This window comes from Sulfurimonas sp., assembly GCF_028714975.1.
Taxonomy (GTDB): Bacteria; Campylobacterota; Campylobacteria; order Campylobacterales; family Sulfurimonadaceae; genus Sulfurimonas.
The window spans coordinates 104,595-126,872 of the sequence record NZ_JAQTLH010000005.1; the positions used below are offsets into that span (position 1 = coordinate 104,595).

Below are 22,278 nucleotides of genomic sequence, written 5' to 3' on the forward strand. Positions count from 1 at the left end.
ACTTTTGCATTTATGTAGAAGTTGCTATATCCATAATGGATATGGTTACGCTAGCCGAAAAAGTTTGTAATAATTTTATTGGAGAAACTTATGAAAAAAATTCTTTTCTTAATGGTAGCTTTAGCTACTGCTGCTTTAGCTGCTGACGGTGAGGTTGCAAACCAAACTCTTAAAGCTTACTCAATGATCGCTGCAGGTCTTGGTCTTGGTCTTGCTGCTCTTGGTGGAGCTATCGGTATGGGTAATACTGCTGCTGCAACAATCGCAGGAACTGCAAGAAATCCAGGTTTAGGTGCTAAACTTATGACAACTATGTTCATTGCTCTTGCGATGATCGAAGCTCAAGTTATTTACGCACTTGTAATTGCTCTTATAGCACTTTACGCAAACCCATATTTAGGTTAATTATATCTAAATAGTTAAAGCACCTTTTAGGTGTTTTAACACAACCTCTTTAAATGTCTTATGCGACCGTGGTGGAACGGTAGACACACTACCTTGAGGTAGTGCTCCAAAGCATTGTGAAAGTAGAAGAAAAAGTAAAAAAAGCGGACGTGGTGGAATGGTAGACACACTACCTTGAGGTGGTAGCGCATTACGTGTGTGGGGGTTCAAATCCCCCCGTCCGCACCATTTAATTCCCTATAATACGGGCTTTCAACAATAAATAAAAAAACAAAAAAGTAATTGTATTCTCACGGACAAATTTGTTTTTCTTATATTCAATCAATTTTTTTTCAAATCAATTCGTTTTTCTAACTTGTCAGAATGTAAGCTTATTGACAGTCTTATTGCACACTTTTATTGCACAATTATGAAAATATTTTTGATTTTCAGTGATTTAATTGCACAATAAATTAAGTTTCATTTAATAACAATAATGAGTTTGTACTTAGTTTAAAGAAGTATGAATATCAATAATACTATTTGTATGAGATTCATATTTTGCCAATTCTCCGAGTATAAATTCTTCAAATCTATCTTTTGTAGAGTTCTCCACTAAATTATCTTGATAAAAAGAACAGTCTTCAATCCTCTCATTCATTTCACCTATTAGATATGAATAATCACGACTATTATTTTTACCTATAACAATGCATTCGTCTCCTTCTTCAGAGCGATTATTGAACTCTAAAAAATTAACTATTTCTTTATAACTATTTTTCATTCTTTCGAATAGTAAAAATAAATTGGTTTCTTCCCATTTTTTAAGTATTAAAGAATTTTTATTATCATCAAAGTAGAGAGTAGTTATTTCTATTCCTCTCCCAGTTTCAATATCTATGTTGTAAGTGTTAATTCCCATTTATTATTCCTTATAATATTTTTATAGCTCTAAACATATTCTTTAAATATGTTTTTAATGCCGTTATGTATGATATATTCTTCTTCATAAAAGAATTCAAGTAAATTATTATGAACGTGATTAACAAACAACATATATTTTTCATTCATATTTTCTTTAAGATACTCAAGTTGTTCTTCATCTTCATCCACAAAATAATGAGCTATATTTTCAAATTCTATGATATTACTATCAACTTCATCATTAATTATTTTTGAGTGAATTTCAATATCAATATTTTCACCATTGTGCTCAAATTGAAAATTTGTTTTTACATAAGGAGTTTCTTCATCTCCTACAAATACATTGAACGATAGCATATAATTCCTTTTAGTTAATTTTACAATTCTATTCTGCTTGAGGTAATTTGAATATTTTCTACAATATAAACTTCTGTTTCAATAGCATTTAATTTGTCATCAAAAAATATGGCATAGTTATCACCATCACCAACAGAACTTTTATAGATAACTCCATCAAAGCCACAATGTTTAATAAGTTCGCAAAGGTATTGACTTGATAAATATTTTAAATGTGCTTCTCTTGGTAAAATTGGCTTTGAAAGTTCGTCACCTAAATGCGTTAAAAATTCCAAATCTGCTATTCCACCTTCGGGAAGTTTGAACGGGGAGATAATCTTTCTCGGATTCCTTAAATCAGCAAAAATAAGTTTTTCAGATGATTGAAAGCTTGCGACTGTAATTGAATCTTTTTTATGAGGTCTTATTTCTGCAATGGCAGTTTCTTTATTTGAAGCTGTATATAAATAAGAAATTCCTAAAGGGTTTGCACGTCCCGCACTTGCAATTTTAACAGGAGGCTTGCCCATATCTTTTTTATTAATACTATCAATATCAATATTGATTCTTGCACGATAAAAAAGTTCTGGAACTTCGTTTTGCGGTAAAATTATATAGTTTAGAAGTGTTTGTAAATGCTCATAATCTGGTGATTTTTGTGGAAAAAAACGATTCACATGTTTAAGCTCTTCCTTAAATTCTTTCCAATTCAGTATTTTAGTTTCATTTTCTTGTTTAGTTGGAATATATAATCCACTCATATTTTCTTGAAGGATGTCTTCTAATAATTTTAAAGTTGTTTCATCATTTAACTGTTGAAATAAGTTCCAATCATTTTTTAATAATGATGAAATTAATGAACCTTCTTCGTTTGATAGTTCATATCTTTCCAATAGTGGTTCAATATAGGCACTTAATATTTCTGTATTTATTAAAGAAGTATCTGATGTATGACAAAAATCACATTCACCTTTAGAATGTGATTTTCCCTCAATAATAGCACTAAGAAAATTATCATTAAAACAATTTGAACAACAAAGCATTTATTGCTCTAGTAAGTATTTTGATATTAACTCTAAGTGATGTTGCATAGATAGTTTTTTTGCATAACCAAGACCTGGAAAATGGGCTTCTTCAAAAAAGTTTTTAAATTGTTGATAAGCTTCTGTTTTTAATATCAATGAATTCTCTTCTTCGACAGCTTTAACTAACTTTTCTAAAGCTTCTAGAAATTTTCCTGCTGGGTCTGTTGGTGTATCCACTCTATCTGAAACAAAATGACGAATATACATATCTTCATCTTCTTCTAAATATGTTAAATGAAGTGCAATAGCATATGCAGGACCGCCACTTTCTGAATAATCATCTCCTACTATTAGAAAATCTCCAAAGCCCTCCATCCCTTCATCATCATATGTAATATGCAAATCTGAAAAATGTTCTTTATGAGGGTAGTCTCTATTTTTATTCTTTTTGAATCCATCACGTATTAAAATTCTCGGGATACCATTTTTTTTAAATTGCTTTTGATACAGCTTCCCTGATTGAGCATCCATAAAAATATGTTTATTGATATTCGAAAAACTTTCTGTAAGCTCAGCTAGTTCTTTAGCTTTTGGATATCCATTATGAATAATCACAATAGATTTATCTAAATTATCATCTATGAAATCTTTAACTTCCAATAAATTACTTTCAGCATCTACAATATATGCAATACTGTATTTATCATATTCACGTAAAATTGTGTTAATCGTATTATCAAATATTGGGAGGGAATTACTTTTAAAGTCACCATACTTAGGGTTAATCACTAAAATAAATTCTGTATTTTCTTTTTTTAGGGATTCTATAGCTTTATTTAAAGGTGCAAAGTTTTTTTTAACAGGCTCTATAATAGGTACCATTGCCGATTTAGTTATAAGTTTGGCATTTTCTCTGAGTAATATTAATTCGTTCTGCTTACCTCTAAGATATGGATGATACATTGTAATCCTTTTTGTTAAAAATAACATTCATCTTTTGATTTAATAGATATGAAAAATCTTTTTGTTCTTCCATGGATAAGTCTGATTCTAATACTGCGATTTTTAGAGAATTAGGAAATAAGCTTATTGTGCTAATGAAATTCTTGTGATTTTTACGTTCTTTAAAAGTTCTTAACATTTCTTTATGAATAATTTCAATAGGTAGCTTTATAAATAATTCTTTGCAAGCTGAATAAATTTTTGTATTTGGTAAGTCAGGAACAGAATTATAGAATTTCTGAATGATTTGTAGATATTCATTTTTACGTAAAAGATTAAACATAGATTCTTTATTAAGTCTATTCAAACCAGATTTAGCTTTGCGTATTGTCCTTAGCGTGTATTTATCTGTTAATATAATTATCCCTACTGATTCATCAATCAAAGATTTGATTTCATCTATTTTTGATTCTACAGAAACCACATTCACATATTCAAAAACTTTTTTATAGTTTTCAATTTGGCTTTCAAGTCGCTCAAAATTATCTAGTTCCGTTTTAATTTCATATACATGTGAAGTTCCATTAAATATGACAACATCAGCTTTAGATGTTTCAACACGCAATTCCGTAAATAAAGAAGAAGAGTTTATAGAATGTCGTCCTATTAAGATTTTTTGGGCGATAGCATTCTTGAAAATATATTCATTTCGATATGTTTTTAAAAGTTGTTTATAAGAGCTTTCAAAAAAATCTTTTAGTGTAATATTCTGATAAATTTTATCAAGCATATTAAACTCATCAAAAAATTTCACCAATCGCCCAGAATGATGATTGTAAAAAAAATCTCTTAAAACATTGGATGTAAAAAGGTAAGATAATGCTATATTGTTTTTTTGCACAACCCAACCCCTTGTTCTTTTTTATATTTTACCATTATTTTTCAAAAGCCTCTTTTAAAACTGCTTGTATTTGAGCTATTGATTTGAGTATCCAGTTCATCACAAATTTTAAAAAGATTTTCTATTTTTAAATTCACTTTCTACGATGTCATTTTGATATTCTAATATATTCTGAATAGAGTTTAATATAATATTCTCTCTAATATATTAATATTCGAGATGTCACTAACAAGTTTTTTTATATTTGTGCTCATGGTAATTCCTCTCCATGTATGTCTCTATGTAGTTTTTTAAGAATTTGTATAGTATTAATAAGTTCTTGTTTATATATAGGAACTTTCATAGTATCATGAGATAAAGGATTTAGTAATAGCCTTGTGAATTCATCTAATGATTCTAATGTTTGTTTTAAATCTTGAATCTTTTTCTTTTTAAAATTTTGAAATATTTTTAATTCATTTCTCATAAAAACTAAAATTTCATCTTTTTTAGGGTTGTCGTTTAATTCATCATCAATAAAGTCTTTAAATTCTCTTTTCTCAATTAATATTTCTATAGCATCTAGTATCTCTTTATACTTTCCAATATTATTATCAGCTTTAGCTTGAGTAAGCATATCTTTAAACTTAGTAAATTCTTCATCTTGATTAAATACTATATCTGTTAAGTGATTTTGATTGATATACTTTAATAGTCTTTCAGCTTCTTTTCTTAAATAGTTAGCACATGCTGGATAATCGTGTTTGACTAAATAATATTCAGCTTTAATAAAATAATCTTCATGAGGGATAATTAATGGCTTTTCAATGCTTGCAGAATCATTAACATACATTTCAAAATACTTCCATTTATTTCGTTGAATAGTATCAAATTTATTTTTAGCCATTTGAAAAAAAGCTTTATCATGCGTGAGTATAATGAATTGAAAATTTTTAAAATTATCATCATTTAGTAAAATATTCAATACTGTATCACGATTGGACATATCAAGCGATACCAGTAAGTCGTCAAGAACCAATATTTTTAACTCACTATCTTTTAGCTTTATTTGACTAATTGCTAATCTTACTGAAAGTGCAATTGCTGTTAATTTAGCCTCATTAAAATAACTTTGTGGTCTATGAACTGGTAGCATCTCGCCACTACTTTTCTTGACTGTAATAACTAATTTAATTTTAGGTTTTAACAATACTTGTTTGTCATATTTTCCATTAATAATTTCTACTTTTATCTTGATATCTTTAAAATTAAATTTTATTAAATAAGTATTTGTAGGTAAATTTATATCTTCTACTTTTGATCTCAGCAAGCTATTAAATTGAGCTAATTTCGATATTAAGTTGATGTAATCAGTTTTTTCTACAATCTTTCTAGGTTTATGTTTATTTAGCTCAAGTATTTCATTCCATAAATTTCCAAGATTAACACCATCTTTATCCAATATATGAAATATTTCATATTCAAATAAAGAGAATAAATCAATATGTTCTTTATGTAAAAAATTAAAAAATCTAAATAAATATTTATAGTTAATAAAATCACTAGCTAAATTGGCATTTGCAATAATTTTATCTTCTTTATTTGTATCTATTGTGTTTTTTGAAATAGTAAAATATTTGTTGTCTGCGTGTGGTTTTTGTAAAGAAATTTTTACAAATGACTTTTCATCATCATCTTCATGAATATTTACTAGAGATTTTTCATTTTCATTCTCTTGTGTTGATTGAGTAAAGTATTCCTTGATTTTTATATCATTCTTGAAACTACTTTGTAATAATGTGTATAATGACCAATATACTGTGCTTTTACCACTCCCATTCTCACCATAAATTAAAATATTTTTATTTTCAAATTCTAAGGAGTCTGTGTCTAAAAAAAATTTAAAAAACTTAATATCAAGTGTATTTATTTTATACATACTAAACCTTCTTGATATAGCTAATTATCTCTTTTAATTCTGTGTCAATTAGCATTAAGTTATTACGAATTTTATTATAAGGTTCTTTGAGTGTGCTAAATGTTTGATTGATGATCTCTATCTTTTCGGAAAGCTTTTTATCTTCAATACTTTTATATTCTTTTGATACATAAGAGACAAATTCAAGATTTTTATTTGAAAAATCATTACTAAAATATAGCTCATATACCATCGCATCTAATATTTCTTCAAAACTTTCTGTGATATGTTGATTTGACACATATTCATTAATTGGCTCATTCAATGAATTTAAACACACTATATAATCCACTAATATTTCGAAAGGCTTTGTATTGTCAATTTTTTTTATTGGTATATCTAAGATAGGCTCTTTATCAACTTGATAGTTATCTCCTTGCATTTTACCCTTATATTTGAGCCAAAAGGCTATTAATTTAGAATTTAAAATTGCCGTTAAGTATTTCAAACTAATTCTTTTAGATTTTATTACATAAAATGCTTGATTTACATAGCTATCAAAATCAACATAGGTAAAAACTGGTCTATTAACACATTTTCTTAGTGATAATATTTTTTCGTCTTTAAAAAAATATTCATTTCTAGCTCTATGAATACCATACGGTTTATTGTCTGAAGTTATAATTTTTTTAAATTTATCTAAATGTATTTTTAAATTTGAATATGAGTTCATACTATCTGCTCTTTTAAAACTACTATCAGTGTATATTATCCAATATTCATTCTCTATGTTAGATTTATATCGTCCTATTTCTTTTGAAGTATATAGAGGTTTAATTAAAGATAATTCCTTAGCAGAGAGGTTTAAATTATTTTTCTCTTCTGTCGTTAGGTTAAATATACCTTGATTGAGTTCAAAAGTATTTCCTAAAGTTTCAAGAGATTGTTTTGTTACATTGTCATTTGGTGTTACTATTCCTTGCGCCACCTCTTCTTTTTTATCTAAAATAAAATTTCTATTACTTTCAATTTTGTCTAAAATAGAAGATATGTCTGATTCTAGAAATGTGATATTTTTATCAATTAAATCTTTTTTAATAATGACAGAATTATATATGGAGAATTTAAGATTATATTTTTTTCTTAAAAACTTTGATAATTCATTTTTTGACAAATTTTTGTTTATGACTTTAGAATAATTACAGGTATATTTTTCATTACTAATGTTTTTTTGTAAAAACATTATCATTGTTTGTATTCCAGCAGTATCAAAAACTTTATAATCCCCAAAATCGATAAACTCTTTAATGACAGATGAATTTAAAAGTTTATTCCGAAATTTTGAGGCTCCAAAATTACTAATCCAGTTATTTGTTGCTATGAAAGACAAAATACCATTTGGTTTTAATAAGTCAATTCCTTTACAAGCGAATAGATACCAAAGATCCATTTTTCCTTGATAGCATTCTAAAACCTTAGTTCTATTAAAAGCTGACTTATTAGTATATTCCTTAATATATGGTGGATTGCCAATTATTACATCAAAACCTTTATTATTTAATACTTCAGCAAAGTACAGTTTATAAAAAAATAGTTCTGTTGTTGGTCGTTTTTTTACTAATTCCGTTAAAGATATATCTTCATTTAATTTTTGAATTATGTCCGTTTGTTTTTTGTCAAAACCGAATAAATTTATATTATTTAACTGACTTTTTAATTCTTCATTGTGTTTATCAAGTTTTTTATTTAGTATATCATCGATTTTATGCTCTATACTTTCTTGTATTTTTGTTTTTTCTGAGTTAGTATGAGCATTATAAAATTTGTGTAATAGTATTTGAATTTCATCAATTATAGTCTCATCGGTAGAAAATAATGAGTTTGAATCTTTTTCCAGTGGGTCAAATCCATGAATTGTTTCTAGCAAGCTATTTCCAACCATTATTTTATAAAATAAATTTGGTAAAGGTGTTGGTTCCTCTTCATCAACTACGATACTTAACCAAAATCTTAATTTCGCGATTTCTACCGCACTTTGTTCTATATCTATTCCATAAATACTATTTTCAATCACTTTTCTTTTTAGTTGTCCAATATTAGCTGTTTTATCAATATTTGAAAGAACAGAAACTATTTCATGTAACATACCCATAGGAAAAGCACCTGAACCAATAGCTGGGTCTAAAACCTTTATATTGAATAATTGGTTTTCTATTGCTTTTGCATTTTTTCTAATAAAAGTATTATCTGTACTTTGATTAAAGACCAACTCTTCAATAGCTGTTATATCGTCAAAATAATTTAATAGATAGTTTATAATTGACTTTTGACACATATAATGAACTATTTCTCTAGGAGTATAATAAGCACCCTTATCTTTTCTATCTTCAAGTAAATCTTCAAATACACGACCAAGCATTTCAGGGTCAATTGCTATTTCACTATCGTCAGGAGAATCCTCTATAATTGTAAAATTATAACTATCAAAAATTTCAAATATATCTCTAAAAAGAGAGTTGTCTAATATGATATTTAAAGTATCAAATTCATCTTTACTAAATAATCCACCATTTAAAAATGGCATTTTACATTTTAATTTTTCAAAGTAATCGTTTTCTCTTTTTTCATTCAGTGCTTCAAAAAATATAGGTTGTAAAATATCCATATAATAGTTATCGTATTGTATGTATTTATCATATTCATTGTTAAAACATTTTGTTAAGAACTTTTTATCTCCATTTTTCCAGTTGTCATCACTTCCTAACCAACCTTTTTTTTCTAAAAAGTATAAAAATACAATTCTCCCCAAAAGTTTTTTCGTAAATAATTTTAATTTAATTTCACTCCCAAAATAAGCCATTTGAGGATTTAGATAATCAGATATTTCAAAGTATAATTCTTTATATTGTTTGAAAAATTCTTTTGATACTTTTTCAACCCCAAAAGCATCTTGCAAGACTTCTATACTTGGATGTTTTAAATCATTTAATTGAGAATATGCTGTTTTTGTAGCAATATCTTTCCCAAGCACATAGGTATATCGCTTTAGATTTGACACTTGTTGCTTATTATCTTCATCATAGCTAAATCGTATAAAAGAAAGTCTAAATATTTCATTTTTTAAAGGATTATAAAAGATTGCTATTGCACCATCAAGAAGTTCGTCTTCAACTCTTTTTTTTAGTATTGTATTTAAAGACACCCTATTATTTTCGATATCTACTTTTTCAGTTGATAGGAATTCAAAAAAACCTATTTCTTTTCCATCATCAAGTGCAACTTGCCCTAAAAATTTATATTTTTGAATATTTTTTTGTTCTACTTCAGTATCTGGAATTTGGTAGTCAATATCATTCTCTTCAAATCCGTAAAACTTATCATAGATAAACTCTATAAAATTTTCTTTGCTATAACTTGATTGTAAAAATTTTTTAATATCCAAGGCTTGTCCTTTTAATGCTAAACAAATGTTTCACTTAAAATAATATCCATATTAATTTTAAATTTTTGTTGCTCTTTTTTTGTTTCAAATAAACTATATTTGTCTTGTAGTTTATTGATTTCTTTAGCTATTTCATAATCTTGATATTTTTTAGAAATAGAAATTACTTCCTTACTAAGATTTTGTAATTTACCATCTCTAATTGTTTTTGTAAAAATATTAAATGTTTCTTTCTCAATAAACTCTTTATCTATCCAAGATTTAAACAACTTAATAGCTTGTTTATCAAACTTGTGTTCAACTCGTATATTTGTAGTTTGATGGGCGATACCATTTAATTCTTTTTCATAAAATTTCATAGCAGTTTGAACATGCTCATAGTGATAATTTTGTATAGGTAATATAGCCACTTCTTTTCTATCAGTTTTTAATTCTGTCGCCATTTGAATAAAATTTACTGCTTCACATTTTTCATTATTAACTTTGTAGTAGTTCTTTGATTCATAGTTCTTTATAAAAACAAATGAAGCCTCTTTTACATTTTCTATGTCTCTTTGAACTCTGACTTTTTTAGGTAATTTATATAGTGCATTGAATTTTTTAGGATTTGCTTCTTTAAAAGTTCTAATTTCTTCTAAATATTTCAATTCTTCGTCAGGCTTTTCAATATCTGTTTCGTATAGTGCAACAGTTCCAACTTTTTCATCTTTTGAATAGATTTGACTATCCTCTCCGACTGCATGGTGAAAAGTTTGTAATTTTATAAATGCTTTTTTAGATAGTTCTATTAGGCTTTCACTTTGAGCTGTTGGCTTAAAGTTATATATGAAGATTTCACTATGCTTCGTTCCAATACGATTTATCCTACCAATTCTTTGCATTAGTCGTGTAGAGTTCCAAGGAATATCATAGTTATAAACTATATTAGCCCGATGCATATTAACACCCTCACTTAAAGTGTCAGTTGAAATAATTACATTATATTCATCTTTTTGTGTAGAATAATTAGCATCAAAATTTTCTCTAATGGTGTCTCTTAATTTATCTCTATTTCCACCATGAACAGTTAAAACTTTATTATAGTCTTGAAGCTCTTGTTCAAGATAAAGAGCAGTTTGTTTTGATTCTGTAAAAACTACAATTTTACCTTCAGTGTGAGTATCTAAAATAGATTTAAATTTCTCTAACTTAGGGTCATAATCAACTTTATTCCATAAGTTTATTAAATCTTCTAAAATAAGTAAATCACTTTCTAATTGTTCTAAAAACTCATTTGTAAAATCACTTGAATCAAATGCTTTCATTTTTTCATTTTCTAAAAAATAATCAATTCTACTTTCAAAGTCTTCCTCATCCTTGTCAATCATATCGTAAAGATTGAAATGTTTAGAAGGGATATAAACAACACCTGATTTGAACATTTGAATTAAATAGTCAAGGTTTTTAGTTTGTTTATTTATTGTAGATTTAAAAGCAGTGAATGAACTTTCAAGTCGTTTGACTAACATCGTTTTCATAATATCGGCAAGACTTAAGGCACTTTTTTCAAAAAAACCTTCTTGTACTTGTCCATATTTTTTTCTGCCAGATTGATTTAGATTAGCTAGAATCTGATATCTGTAATACTGTAAATCTTTTGTCAGAATTGTAATCGTTTTATCAAAGATTTCAAGTAGATTATCATCTAGCTTATATTCAAGTTCAATAACAGGATTAATAATTGGAATATTTAAACCTTGCTCTATTAAATCTTTTTTATAAGTTTCATTTATTTGTATATCAGTTCTTGTTCTCCTAACCATTACTTCTCGTAAAATATTATCTCTAACTCTTTTTGATAATCTTTCAAGTTCAATCAGCTCACTAGAAGATAATTCAAGAGAGTTTTCTTTTTTACCAATTATCTCTTTGTATTGTTTGTCAATACTTGCAAAAAAACTTTCTAAATTTGGATGTGAATCAATTGTTGAATTTCTTTTATCTTGAAATAAATATAATTGATTAGCAATATCTTGTGGTTTGTTATTTAATGGTGTAGCGGATACAAGAAGTATCTTTTTTTTGTATTTAACTTCTTCTTTACAAATTCTCTCCAACTCTTTATATCGCGAAGTAGAAAAGTTCTTGAATTTATGAGATTCATCAATTATAATCATTTCATAATCTTCTGTATCTTTTATTTTTTCCAATGCTCCATACGATTTAAATACAAAGTGTCTAATACTTCCTATCTGAAATCTTTTAAATGTTTCAACCCACTCTTTTTCAATAGACGGAGGGGCGATAATTAGTATTTGACCTTTTGTCTCAAAACATAATTTTTTAATAATCATTGCACTTGTTATAGTCTTTCCAAGTCCAACAACATCCGATAGAAAAAAGCCATTATGCCTTCTGATTTTAGATAATCCCTCATTAACTGCATCAATTTGATATGCTAACTTCATATATCCTTTTGGTAAGTCATCTGCAACAGAAGAGTCATAATCAACTCTATCTTCAAAATGTTCTATTAAAAATTTCAAATATAGTTCATAAGGAGTTATCTCTTTGAGATAGCTATTCTGCTTAATAGTGTCTATATCAGTTTCAGTAATTTCAATAGATTTAGCCCATAAGTCTTCAAATTCAGTTAATGCAAACTCTATATCTTCACTATATTTTAGTTCAACATTAAATTCATAATTTTTAGATAAACCATTTTCAGTAAGATTTGAGCTACCTGTAATAACTGAACCTCTGTATTCAGTAGTTCCATCATGCCGCTCAATGTTATTTTCTCGTAAAATATATATTTTAGAATGTATGTTTTTATCTTGTGAAATTTTTATTTCAAGGCGGTTTTCAACAATCATTTTTATAAATAAATTTACACTTTCATCGATCGACTGAGAATACTCTTCTTTTTCTAAAATATCTTTTTGATTATCAACAAACTCTTGATTAAACTTTTCATAATCTAATAAATTGAATTTTTTACCCCTATTCTTAGCATCAATAGTAAGTTTATCAACATTAATACCTACAAGAATTCTAACTTTTTCAATGTTATTAAGTAGTGAGGCTATTTTTTTAAAACCACTAATTCTAAAATAACCTATTAAAAATTCTAAGTTTTTAATATCATAATGTGTGAGAATATCTTTCAGCCTATTCTCTAATGTATTAGTATCTTGATTTGTGAAAAATTTGGAGTTCATATTTTATATTTCTTATAATTGATTTGCATCTTATTTTATCTAAATAAAACAAACATCCACCTTTTTTAAACTCTTCTTAACTTTCTAATTTTTGTTGATTAACAGAAATTAGAAAGTTAAGAAAAGAAAGAATCACCCCTCAAAATCTTCAAATAGATTTTAAAAATTATAATTTTTAATCTTCTTTCTTCCCAAACATATGTTCATTCAATGTAAGTTTTGGTTTTAAATTGTCTCTATTATTTTCTATTTCATAATAGAGACATCCTATCGCTTCTGAAAACTTGGTATCTATCGTAAGTAATATCTGGTACTTTAAATATTTTTCTCTATACTCTTTGCCATACTTTTTAAAATGTTCTTCTGTGCCAAAATTATCTATCTCGTCAAGTATATACTCAGGGAAAAAATCTTCTTGGTGTTGCGTTAAAGTTTGACTTATAAAATTTGCAATTTCCCATTGCTTATCGCTAATACTTTGTTCAATCAAAGTAAATTTGTTTGCAAGTTTTACTAATTTTGAATCTTCAATATCATGCATAACAAAGTCATTACAAGCATATTCCATAAATTCAAATATTTTATCTATCGTTTTAATCTCTTTTTTTGTCATTAACTTTTTATACAATTTTTTATATTTACCGTTAGTTCTTCCATCTTTCATAAGATTGGTATAGTGTAGCTTTTTAAAATTTTTCATATTATTGGGATCCTTTTACATTTGATTAAAATTTTAACTAACTTAATAAGTATTTATTGCTGTCTTATATAAATAAAGATTATGATTTTATCAAAAATATCTACATCAATATCTTTTAAATCTTCTATATAGTTTTCTATATGCTCACATTATTTTACTTTTATTTAAAATTATTTTTTGAACTATTATAATGATAAGAACATATCATTATAATTATTTTTGTTCATTGATGGCTTGCGGTCTTTTTTAGGTGAGTGTGAGTTTAACAGACTTTCAATGAAGTCAAACATATCAAGTAAGAAATCAAGGAATAAACTAAAAAAAAGCATTATTTCCCACCTTTTGACAATTCTGTTGCTAAGTTCATAAGAGTAGTTATTGCCTGAATTACGGTGTTTTGTGCATCTTCATTATTGTCATACCTATCTTTTATTAAATCTTTTATTATATTTTTTTTACTCTCTAATTTTTCTAATTTTTGTTTATTTGTCATAATTATCAACCTTTTTTTATCTGTTCATATAGTTATTTTTGTCTTCGACAAGCTTAGTATAAATAGATTTTCGATTTTCTTTAAAACTTTTGTAATTAAATGAGGGATTATTTTTTTTCACCTCTTCGACTAAGTCGTTTAAATCGTCTTGCAGTTGTTTTTTGTCCTCTGTAATGGTTTTTATCATTTCCACTTGAAATTTGATTTTTTGGGTATTTTCTGCGTTTTCTGATAGAGTGTTTTGAACAAACGACTTTTGTTTCATTAGAGTGTCTTGTAATTTTGCATTTTGTGTTGAAAGTGTCTCTTTTTCTTGTTGTACATCTTGAAGTTCTTTTAATTGTGGTTTTATATTTGAATATTGAACCAACACTTTTTTAATTTCTTCGTGTAGTTTTTCCTTATCAATACCCATAAACCCCTTTGAGTTGTCGATTACCACCTGTGCATCTTGTTTGATTTGTTCAGCAATTTTCTGTTTTGTGGATTTGATTGTTTTAATATCGTCTCTGATTTTTGTTTGCTGTTCTGTAATGTCCTGATATTGGGCTTTTTTGCCAATCAAATCCATATCAATTTTTGACAATTCTAATCTTCTGTCTTTTAGATTTTGAAGTTGTTGTTTTAAGTCCTGTTCAATCTCTTCCATCTCTTTTTTATGACCTTCTAAAACAGAATAATATTTACGTCCTGAAATATCTTTTTTTATCCCTCTTTGATACCCCATCACTCCCCATTTTTCACCTGATAAATCTTGTAAAAAGGATAGGTTCTCTCTGTTGATATTCCGTTGAATCGTCTTGCCTGTTTCTCTGTTGAAGTTTTCTCCCATAAAATGTATGTGTTCAACCTTTTCGTCCCTATGTATGACAGCATATATGATATTAGTATTTAAAGTCTTTTCAATCTCCGCTAAAGTTTCTTTCATAATTTCCAAAAATAATTCGGGATTTTTTTGGTAATCTTCGCTCATTGTCGGTGAAAAGGTAATAATTCCTGCAATGGCAGATTTGGTGTTAAATTGAAAACGTCTTTTAGTTTTTTCTTCACTGATTTTTATATGGTCTTGGCGACTTTTATTTTTCACTTTTTTTAAATATTCATATAATTGACTTATCTTATCTTCGTCATTGTCATTCTGTGAAATTATGTGTCCGTCAATATAAATAATATTGTCTCTTTCTTTGTTTCTAAGGTAGTGAGGTTGATTAACTCTAATATCGTGTTTAATTTGTCCTGTTGCTTGTAAATTGTCAATTGAGTTAATTCTTATTGATACATGTCCCATTTTTCAAATCCTTGTTTAAATTTGAGAAATGATAACGCTGTCAAATCACTTTTTTTTAATTTTGCAGAAAAAGGGTATAACCCACTATACACTATCTACGATAGTATAAGATGGGTGAAGGGGATAAACCCCCTTTCAATACCCAATTGTTTTCAACAATTAAAAGGAATTGATTTAAAAATCAATAACATAAAAACTCTTCTTAACATTCTAATTTTTGTTAGCACAACAGAAATTCAACTAAATCAATAATCTTTCAAAATCAATCATTAGTTCAAGTTTTTGTCATTTCACTCTATTCAATTATTTACTGATACTAAAAATAAAACATTGCATATTTATATTTTATTCTAAGTGAAAATTAATATCACACATTCCTACAAACCCGATGAACTAACGAAGAGATTTTGAAAGATTTAGAGATTTAGTTTTTGAAGTTCTTAAAATTAAAAAGTTAAGAAAAGAAAGAACCACCCCTCAAAATCTTCAAATAGATTTTAAAATTAAAGGATAATAGATGAGAGTATATATAACGGATTTAGAGGCTTATAATAACGGACATTTAGTTGGACAGTGGTATCAACTTCCAATGAATGAGGACTTACTCGCTGAGAGTATAGAGAATGTATTACAAGAGGGAAGAGATATCTGTGAAGATACACATTTTCACGAAGAGTATTTTATAACAGATTTTGAATGTGATTATATGAATATAGAAGAGTATGACAATTTATCTAAACTCAATGAAATTGCCGAAGCTATGGAAAATATAGACGAAGATGGAGTAAAAGCTGTTAATTTTCTAATGGAAAATCATTTTGTGAAAGATATTTTTGAAGCGATAGAGAGTTATGAAGATAGTGTAAGAATTTACGAAAATCAATCAATGGAAGATATCGCTTATGATTATGTGAATGATTGCTATAACCTTGATGAATTAGCCCCAATAATTGCCAATAATATTGACTATGAGAAAATCGGTAGAGATTTAGAGATAGAGGGTTCTTACTATAAAATTGGCTCTGATATTTATGAGTATATAGGCTAAAAAGCCTATATACTATTTAGTTTTTTTCATTTTATTCTTTATTTTTGCGACAAGTGCATTCACATCAATATCGCTTTCTTTTTCCTCTTGCAAGCGTTTTTTGTTTATTTTGACGGCTTTTAATCTTGCATTTTCGTCAATCAGTTTTTTAATCGTAAAAGTGATGGGTTTGTAATATTTCTCTTTGTGATAACTCACTTCAATATCAAGCCTACCGTCAAGTAAAGCCATCTCTTTAAGGGAGCGTTTTATGATGAGTTCAAGAGGTGCATAATTTTTATAAGAAGTATCAAACATCTCATTCAGTTCATCAAGTGAAAATTTGATATATTCTTGTCCTGCCCACGACTTCATATTCTCATAGAATAGCAGAGTATAGAATGACTTAAACCCCATCACTACATCCAAGGATAGCTTTGTCCATTGGTTTTCACTTTTGACTAATAATTCTATAAACTCGTCCGATAAAGTGATTTCACATATATAAGCGTGTTTTTTAACGATGTGAAGCTCTTTTATTATCTCCATAGGTAAATCTTCACTTTTTTTATTTTTTGAAGATTTAGGGGTAAAGGGAAGAGTTTTAGCGACTGTTCCATTCTCATCCGTTGAAAAGGTTGTCGTTAAGTTTTTTAGAGTTCTTTCTATAATTTTTGCATAGTTCCCTATTCTTTGAAGCCCCATCTCTTCTCTTATATCAATCATAAAAAAAATAAGTTTATTGTTGTCAAACCCTTCTTTTTTAGAGTTTATTTGTGCGTGATAGTATAAAAAATTTACGCAACGAGCGGTGTATAAGTCATAGTTGTTAAATCTTCCACGAATGATAGAATTTGCTTTCATAATTGTTTTCATAATTTTCCTAATAATAATTTTTATAAATACATCTTATATCAATTTGAAACAGAAGCCAAATTAAAACGAGTGTTGCTATCTAAATGTTTTGACTTGCTTCGTATATAAGCGAGATAGCTTTATTTGTAATGATTGTTGCTTTATAGATATATGTTCCTTGCTTTACATATAAAAACTAAAACCTTGATTGTGTCCTATTTTATGGACTTTATAGAAGTGTTAAAGAGTATATAAAGAGACTTAAAGAGATTATAAACTTTTTTAAAGATACAAATCCACCTTAAAGGGTGTCTTTGTAGTTAAATATCTGTTTTTTTGATTATTTATTTATGACAATAACTCTCTCTACTCTATAAATTACCCTTTATATTTTTGAAGATATAAAGCAGTGATTCTTTTCTTCAGGAAAAAGAAACGATACTGTCGTATCTACTTATAACAACAATTTTCCACTGAAAATTTAGAGAGTAATTTTATCTTATGAGAGTTTTATTTCTTTTTTAGTCATATTTGCTCAGACTTTGAAAACAATTTCTTAAATGTAAAGGCAACAATAATTTATAAAAATGTAAAATTAGGTATGAAGTTAATCAGCAGACATACTTATTTGAAATTACTGTCGTGGGTGGAGGATGTAAATATCAATTACATCACTTATCATACAAACACTCGAAAAGTGAGAAACTACTCAACACTCGATGTGGATAAGTATCGCGACAATCATAAAAATCCCATCTGTGATAGAGATGATATTTTAATTTTTGACAGAGAACGATATAACGAAATTTTAGAAGATATTCCTTCCATTAATGGTGCTATTTTAAATAGCAGTTTTAGTTGCAGTCAAATCGTAAAAGATACTTTATTGGACTTCATCGGAAAACACCACGCTATCCATTTTATTTTAGACAGAGAAGATGTTCTTAAATCTATACAAAAGCATATGAGTGGAAAAGACGTGAAAGAACAGTCGTTGAAATACTACAACAACATTTTAAAAAGACTGACATTTGGATGTATGGAACTTTTTGAGAAAACGAATAAAGAGCGGGAAAATATTTTTGCTCAATCAATTACCCAAAGAGACTTAAAAATTAGAAATGTCAAAGAGCGTTTGAATATGAAAAAAGGCTCTATATCCATAACAATTGAAGTGCCAGACATCTCCCTTTAATCAAAAATTCCATAAATTGACTATTTTGTCATAAAAATTTATTAAATTTCAAAAAAATCCGAAAATCATAACCCTATTGCTTTTTCAGACTTCATTTTAACAATACCTTGTCGTTTTTTCATCTTCATTTTATGACCCCATTGTATATTTTATCTCTATAAATTTGACCCCATTAACTAATTTTATTTTCTAACAAAACCCCATTGCAATTTTTTAAATAACCCCATAGATTATGCCTGTTTCACGGATTGACAAGAAAAATATGTCTGATACAATTGTGCCATATATAAAAAATTAATTGCAAAAGGATGCAAGATGACACTCAAACCTAGTCAAAAATATAATCAAGAAAATGGTATGTCAAAGACACAGATAAATAGATTTAATAAAATTTCTAAAATTTTAACAATTCAATCTATTAGTGATGAAAGTAAGAAATCAATTAATACAATGATATCAAAGATAAACGATGTCTCTTTTGGTAATGACACTATGTCAAAACAATTTAATACATTGTTAAATACTATCCCTAAAACTGATAAATCATTAGTAGATGAACAAATAGCACTATTGGTTGAAACTTTTACAATTATTGAAAATAAAGTATTTGCTCCTGTGGTTGTAAAAAAATCAAATAAAAGTAATTCAGAGAAAAAACACACTGTTATTAACTTTATCAAGAATTTAATTGTGTCTGATAATGGTTTTAACAATCTTGAACTACAAAACTTTGTAAATCGTCTTCAAAACACAAATCACATGACTGATTATTTTCATATAAATATCGTTCAAGAAAATATGAGTGATATTGAATTAGTGAAAACAATGAGAACCCATTTAACAGATTACAAACAAGTTAATTCTAGGACTCTATATAATCTTTCAGGTTGTAAAGAGAGTTTTGTATCAGATTCTCAAGATATTGTAAATAACAATATCGACTTAGAAAAAGTCAATAGATTAAATATTCCATTTGGTGGAACTGGGATGGACTTTATAAATGTTTCACCAATCATACCAGAAGGGATGACAGTTGTATTGAATTCTATAAATGAAACAAATTCCCAACTTTTTAAAGATATTAAAGATGAAAGAAATTCTCTTGTTGAAGGACTTTTAGAACTTGAAGTTGAACTGACACAAAGAACCCATCAAATTGTCAATAAAAAACAAAAACTGATAGAAAGTGGTTGGTTTTTTAAACAAAAGATAGAAAAACTTAATGACTTGGAAAAACATAACAAATATGGATTAGAAACGAGTATATTGTTTATGTTTTTATCAAACAAAACATATGGTGGAAACATAGAATGGAAGGATGGTATCAGTTATATTCCTATGGGGAAAGATATCAAGAAATATGAGAAATCCTGTGTATCCAAAATTGAAAGTTTTGGATACTGGGTAGATAAATTTAATGTGATAGTAGAAACAGAAGACTTTTCAACCATATTAGATGTGTATGAAGATGAAAATTCATTCACTATTTTAGATCCGTTGTATGTAAAAGAAAATGAGACAGAACTACTTCAAACAAGAACGACATATGGGAATACAAAATTTCCTCATCGTAAATGTGTTGATTATACATTGGGACTTAAAGGACAATTTATCTATCACAACTACAACAATTCAAAATTGATTGAGTTGTTTTCAACAAGAAGTGATGTAAATTTCAAAGAACATAAAAAATCTATCAACAATACTGACTCTGTCAATGGTAAAAAACCAACATGTGTTGAGTTGATTTTTCATACTACACAAAAAAATAGTCAAGTTGTAAATAACAACACTTATCAACCTCTTCAATTAGTTTCATAAGTTTTACTGAAACTAACTTGGAGGTGTAATATGTAAAAAATTGAATCTAAAAGTATGTTAAAAAATTAGAGTTGAATAATAAATTATTTTAATTGTTAAAAATAAAGATAAAAGAATAAAGGACACAACAATGGGTTTAGATATGTATATTGTAAGAGATGAAGAAGTAGTGTTTTCTTGGAGAAAAACTCCGAGTGTTCATGAGTGGTTTAGACAACTTGGAGTTAAAAAAAGTATTGAAGACTGTGATGATGATAGTTTTAATGGTGTTAAAGTTCCAATAACAATGAAAGATATTAAACAATTTAGAAAAGATTTACTTAATAAAAATATGAACTATAAAGTTCAAGGATTTTTCTTTGGAGATGACAGTAATATGGATAAAGAAGAGTATTCATACTATATGGAACAAAATTTAAAGTCCATAGAAGTTATGAAACAAGAGTTGAAAAATGGTAAAAAAATTTATTACTCCTCTTGGTGGTAATAGATAGTCTCTCCAAAGTGGAACTAACCCACTATAAACCCTATGAACAGATTTAAAAGTTATTTATAACGGATAATTATTTACATAAAAGGAATGAAAAGTTGAGTAAAAAAATAACATTTAATGAATACACATATGTATTACATAGATATACAGTAGAAGTAGAAGTGTCAGAAGAAGACTATACATTTTTAAAAGAAGAAATAAAATATAAAGATGACAATGAAGTTATCGAATATATAGTAGATAAATATGATTTGGAATATCCAAATGGTTCCGAACCAATATATGATGTTAATGAATTTGACGAATACAATGATTTAGATTTAAATTTATATACACAAGAAAAGGACACACATTGAGTAATTTTAATAGAAAATTGAAAAAAAATAAACAAAATAGTAGCTCTGTTGGAGCAGATATGGTGAAAACGTTTGAAATGTTTCAGATACCACTTGATTTTACAGATGAAGAAAAAATATTTATTGAATCTTCTTCATACAACAAACATTTTTTTCAAAGTAGTGAAGACCTAGTTGATGGGTATGGATTGTTCTTTAATGATTATGTAGAGTTCTGTGAAAAAAATCAAGAGATAGTAAGAGTAATAGTTTTCTTAGAAGATAGTGTAAAAAATAATCATTATTTATGTGATAGTTTAACTGAGTTAGATTTTACGATTCAAGATAATCATATATTTTTTAAAAATAATGGTCAAAAAAATGACTATATCAATATTGGAGAATTCTATATTGATAATTATAAAGTGAATGTATGCCATTCATATATGTTTTTTGAAGATATTTTAACAAATAAAAAATTTATGTACTACGGAGATTAAAAAGTATGAAAAATACAAAATATTTAATAGAACCAAAAAAGAGACAGTCAATAATTTTTATAACTAAATTGCATAGTTTTAAAAGACCACATGGACGTGGAGAACATGACCGTTTTTACCCGAAGTCAGGACTTACAGTTTCTTTTCCTTCGACAATAGTTAGGGAAGATTTATTACCATACATTACAAAGGATGGTTTTGTAATTACAAAAGACAATATTCTAAATAACACAACTCACAAAATAGGAAAAGTATCATGATTAATATGAAAAAAACAGAAATAGATATGACAGAAGTAGATGCTCATGAAGATAAAAATGAATTTGTTCCAAAGAGAGAAATCAACTTATTAGAAAGTAGAAAGAAGATTGATGATATTCTTGAAAAATTAATGAGTTCTAGAAAACCATTAATAAAAGAGGATATTGAGGGGTTATCTTTAACGGAAAATAGAATGATGCAAGAGTTATTATTAAACACATTATAATGTAAGCATAGAATTTATAAAAAAGGATAAATT

General features: G+C 27.2%; 21 protein-coding genes and 1 tRNA gene. 10 read left to right on the forward strand and 12 right to left on the reverse strand.

Going from position 1 to position 22,278, the window contains the following annotated elements; genetic code table 11:
* The first annotated feature begins 90 nt into the window (after nt 1-90).
* The gene (locus tag PHQ93_RS06410) at nt 91-405 is read left to right on the forward strand and encodes a F0F1 ATP synthase subunit C (protein WP_299942286.1); all 315 of its coding nucleotides are present in this window, start codon (nt 91-93) and stop codon (nt 403-405) included.
* Nucleotides 406-548: 143 nt separating this feature from the next.
* Nucleotides 549-633 (forward strand) — tRNA-Leu (locus tag PHQ93_RS06415).
* 259 nt (nt 634-892) lie between these two features.
* Here the strand turns inward: PHQ93_RS06415 and PHQ93_RS06420 are convergent.
* The 11 genes from PHQ93_RS06420 to PHQ93_RS06470 all read right to left on the reverse strand — a co-directional run bounded on the left by PHQ93_RS06420 (nt 893) and on the right by PHQ93_RS06470 (nt 15,532).
* Complete coding sequence (locus tag PHQ93_RS06420; protein WP_299942288.1) at nt 893-1,306, reverse strand: hypothetical protein; 414 nt, start codon at nt 1,304-1,306, stop codon at nt 893-895.
* A 29-nt stretch (nt 1,307-1,335) separates the two neighbouring features.
* On the reverse strand, nt 1,336-1,665 hold the full coding sequence (locus PHQ93_RS06425) for a hypothetical protein (RefSeq protein WP_299942289.1): 330 nt from the start codon (nt 1,663-1,665) through the stop codon (nt 1,336-1,338).
* 20 nt (nt 1,666-1,685) lie between these two features.
* Entirely contained in the window at nt 1,686-2,687 is a 1,002-nt protein-coding gene (locus PHQ93_RS06430; RefSeq protein ID WP_299942291.1) for an RES domain-containing protein, read from the reverse strand.
* Entirely contained in the window at nt 2,688-3,632 is a 945-nt protein-coding gene (locus tag PHQ93_RS06435) for a sce7725 family protein (protein ID WP_299942293.1), read from the reverse strand. It abuts the gene before it with no gap.
* Complete coding sequence (locus PHQ93_RS06440; protein WP_299942295.1) at nt 3,613-4,512, reverse strand: sce7726 family protein; 900 nt, start codon at nt 4,510-4,512, stop codon at nt 3,613-3,615. Before PHQ93_RS06440 ends, PHQ93_RS06435 begins: the two co-directional genes overlap by 20 nt.
* A gap of 250 nt (nt 4,513-4,762) precedes the next feature.
* Nucleotides 4,763-6,430: an AAA family ATPase gene (locus tag PHQ93_RS06445; protein WP_299942297.1), complete on the reverse strand. Its 1,668-nt coding sequence runs from the start codon at nt 6,428-6,430 to the stop codon at nt 4,763-4,765.
* 1 nt (nt 6,431) lies between these two features.
* Nucleotides 6,432-9,851 (reverse strand): Eco57I restriction-modification methylase domain-containing protein, encoded by a 3,420-nt coding sequence (locus PHQ93_RS06450; RefSeq protein ID WP_299942299.1) that lies wholly within the window; start codon nt 9,849-9,851, stop codon nt 6,432-6,434.
* 17 nt (nt 9,852-9,868) lie between these two features.
* Entirely contained in the window at nt 9,869-13,051 is a 3,183-nt protein-coding gene (locus PHQ93_RS06455) for a helicase-related protein (RefSeq protein ID WP_299942300.1), read from the reverse strand.
* Nucleotides 13,052-13,226: 175 nt separating this feature from the next.
* The gene (locus tag PHQ93_RS06460) at nt 13,227-13,751 is read right to left on the reverse strand and encodes a hypothetical protein (protein WP_299942302.1); all 525 of its coding nucleotides are present in this window, start codon (nt 13,749-13,751) and stop codon (nt 13,227-13,229) included.
* Between the two features lie 328 nt (nt 13,752-14,079).
* Nucleotides 14,080-14,244 carry a hypothetical protein gene (locus PHQ93_RS06465; protein ID WP_299942304.1) on the reverse strand — a complete coding sequence of 55 codons (165 nt, stop codon included), beginning with the start codon at nt 14,242-14,244 and terminating at the stop codon, nt 14,080-14,082.
* 16 nt (nt 14,245-14,260) lie between these two features.
* Nucleotides 14,261-15,532 carry a plasmid recombination protein gene (locus PHQ93_RS06470; protein WP_299942306.1) on the reverse strand — a complete coding sequence of 424 codons (1,272 nt, stop codon included), beginning with the start codon at nt 15,530-15,532 and terminating at the stop codon, nt 14,261-14,263.
* Between the two features lie 517 nt (nt 15,533-16,049).
* Here PHQ93_RS06470 and PHQ93_RS06475 point away from each other — a divergent pair.
* Nucleotides 16,050-16,580: an antirestriction protein ArdA gene (locus PHQ93_RS06475; RefSeq protein ID WP_299942308.1), complete on the forward strand. Its 531-nt coding sequence runs from the start codon at nt 16,050-16,052 to the stop codon at nt 16,578-16,580.
* Nucleotides 16,581-16,592: 12 nt separating this feature from the next.
* On the opposite strand, the gene PHQ93_RS06480 is transcribed toward PHQ93_RS06475, so the two are convergent.
* The gene (locus PHQ93_RS06480; protein ID WP_299942310.1) at nt 16,593-17,435 is read right to left on the reverse strand and encodes a replication initiation protein; all 843 of its coding nucleotides are present in this window, start codon (nt 17,433-17,435) and stop codon (nt 16,593-16,595) included.
* Between the two features lie 580 nt (nt 17,436-18,015).
* On the opposite strand from PHQ93_RS06480, the gene PHQ93_RS06485 reads away from it, so the two are divergent.
* From PHQ93_RS06485 to PHQ93_RS06515, 7 genes are all read left to right on the forward strand, one after another.
* Nucleotides 18,016-18,609 (forward strand): hypothetical protein, encoded by a 594-nt coding sequence (locus PHQ93_RS06485; protein ID WP_299942312.1) that lies wholly within the window; start codon nt 18,016-18,018, stop codon nt 18,607-18,609.
* 315 nt (nt 18,610-18,924) lie between these two features.
* Nucleotides 18,925-20,430, forward strand: a complete 1,506-nt coding sequence (locus tag PHQ93_RS06490; RefSeq protein WP_299942314.1) for a hypothetical protein — start codon at nt 18,925-18,927, stop codon at nt 20,428-20,430.
* A gap of 130 nt (nt 20,431-20,560) precedes the next feature.
* A complete protein-coding gene (locus PHQ93_RS06495; protein WP_299942316.1) occupies nt 20,561-20,917 on the forward strand; it encodes a hypothetical protein in 357 nt (118 codons plus the stop codon).
* Between the two features lie 101 nt (nt 20,918-21,018).
* Nucleotides 21,019-21,279, forward strand: a complete 261-nt coding sequence (locus PHQ93_RS06500; protein WP_299942318.1) for a hypothetical protein — start codon at nt 21,019-21,021, stop codon at nt 21,277-21,279.
* Nucleotides 21,276-21,758 carry a hypothetical protein gene (locus tag PHQ93_RS06505; protein ID WP_299942320.1) on the forward strand — a complete coding sequence of 161 codons (483 nt, stop codon included), beginning with the start codon at nt 21,276-21,278 and terminating at the stop codon, nt 21,756-21,758. The genes PHQ93_RS06500 and PHQ93_RS06505 overlap by 4 nt, the downstream gene beginning before the upstream one ends.
* 5 nt (nt 21,759-21,763) lie before the next feature.
* Nucleotides 21,764-22,018, forward strand: coding sequence for a hypothetical protein (locus PHQ93_RS06510; protein ID WP_299942322.1), 255 nt, complete (start codon nt 21,764-21,766; stop codon nt 22,016-22,018).
* A 5-nt stretch (nt 22,019-22,023) separates the two neighbouring features.
* A complete protein-coding gene (locus PHQ93_RS06515; protein WP_299942324.1) occupies nt 22,024-22,245 on the forward strand; it encodes a hypothetical protein in 222 nt (73 codons plus the stop codon).
* Nucleotides 22,246-22,278: the final 33 nt, after the last annotated feature.

Excerpts from the sequence above, each read along its gene's own strand:
- PHQ93_RS06515 (WP_299942324.1), top strand. The coding sequence starts at position 22,024 with ATGAAAAAAACAGAAATAGATATGACAGAAGTAGATGCTCATGAAGAT.
- PHQ93_RS06430 (WP_299942291.1), bottom strand. The coding sequence starts at position 2,687 with ATGCTTTGTTGTTCAAATTGTTTTAATGATAATTTTCTTAGTGCTATT.
- PHQ93_RS06495 (WP_299942316.1), top strand. The coding sequence starts at position 20,561 with ATGGGTTTAGATATGTATATTGTAAGAGATGAAGAAGTAGTGTTTTCT.
- PHQ93_RS06435 (WP_299942293.1), bottom strand. The coding sequence starts at position 3,632 with ATGTATCATCCATATCTTAGAGGTAAGCAGAACGAATTAATATTACTC.
- PHQ93_RS06470 (WP_299942306.1), bottom strand. The coding sequence starts at position 15,532 with ATGGGACATGTATCAATAAGAATTAACTCAATTGACAATTTACAAGCA.
- PHQ93_RS06465 (WP_299942304.1), bottom strand. The coding sequence starts at position 14,244 with ATGACAAATAAACAAAAATTAGAAAAATTAGAGAGTAAAAAAAATATA.
- PHQ93_RS06460 (WP_299942302.1), bottom strand. The coding sequence starts at position 13,751 with ATGAAAAATTTTAAAAAGCTACACTATACCAATCTTATGAAAGATGGA.
- PHQ93_RS06445 (WP_299942297.1), bottom strand. The coding sequence starts at position 6,430 with ATGTATAAAATAAATACACTTGATATTAAGTTTTTTAAATTTTTTTTA.
- PHQ93_RS06480 (WP_299942310.1), bottom strand. The coding sequence starts at position 17,435 with ATGAAAACAATTATGAAAGCAAATTCTATCATTCGTGGAAGATTTAAC.
- PHQ93_RS06420 (WP_299942288.1), bottom strand. The coding sequence starts at position 1,306 with ATGGGAATTAACACTTACAACATAGATATTGAAACTGGGAGAGGAATA.
- PHQ93_RS06475 (WP_299942308.1), top strand. The coding sequence starts at position 16,050 with ATGAGAGTATATATAACGGATTTAGAGGCTTATAATAACGGACATTTA.
- PHQ93_RS06410 (WP_299942286.1), top strand. The coding sequence starts at position 91 with ATGAAAAAAATTCTTTTCTTAATGGTAGCTTTAGCTACTGCTGCTTTA.
- PHQ93_RS06510 (WP_299942322.1), top strand. The coding sequence starts at position 21,764 with ATGAAAAATACAAAATATTTAATAGAACCAAAAAAGAGACAGTCAATA.
- PHQ93_RS06485 (WP_299942312.1), top strand. The coding sequence starts at position 18,016 with ATGAAGTTAATCAGCAGACATACTTATTTGAAATTACTGTCGTGGGTG.
- PHQ93_RS06490 (WP_299942314.1), top strand. The coding sequence starts at position 18,925 with ATGACACTCAAACCTAGTCAAAAATATAATCAAGAAAATGGTATGTCA.
- PHQ93_RS06425 (WP_299942289.1), bottom strand. The coding sequence starts at position 1,665 with ATGCTATCGTTCAATGTATTTGTAGGAGATGAAGAAACTCCTTATGTA.
- PHQ93_RS06455 (WP_299942300.1), bottom strand. The coding sequence starts at position 13,051 with ATGAACTCCAAATTTTTCACAAATCAAGATACTAATACATTAGAGAAT.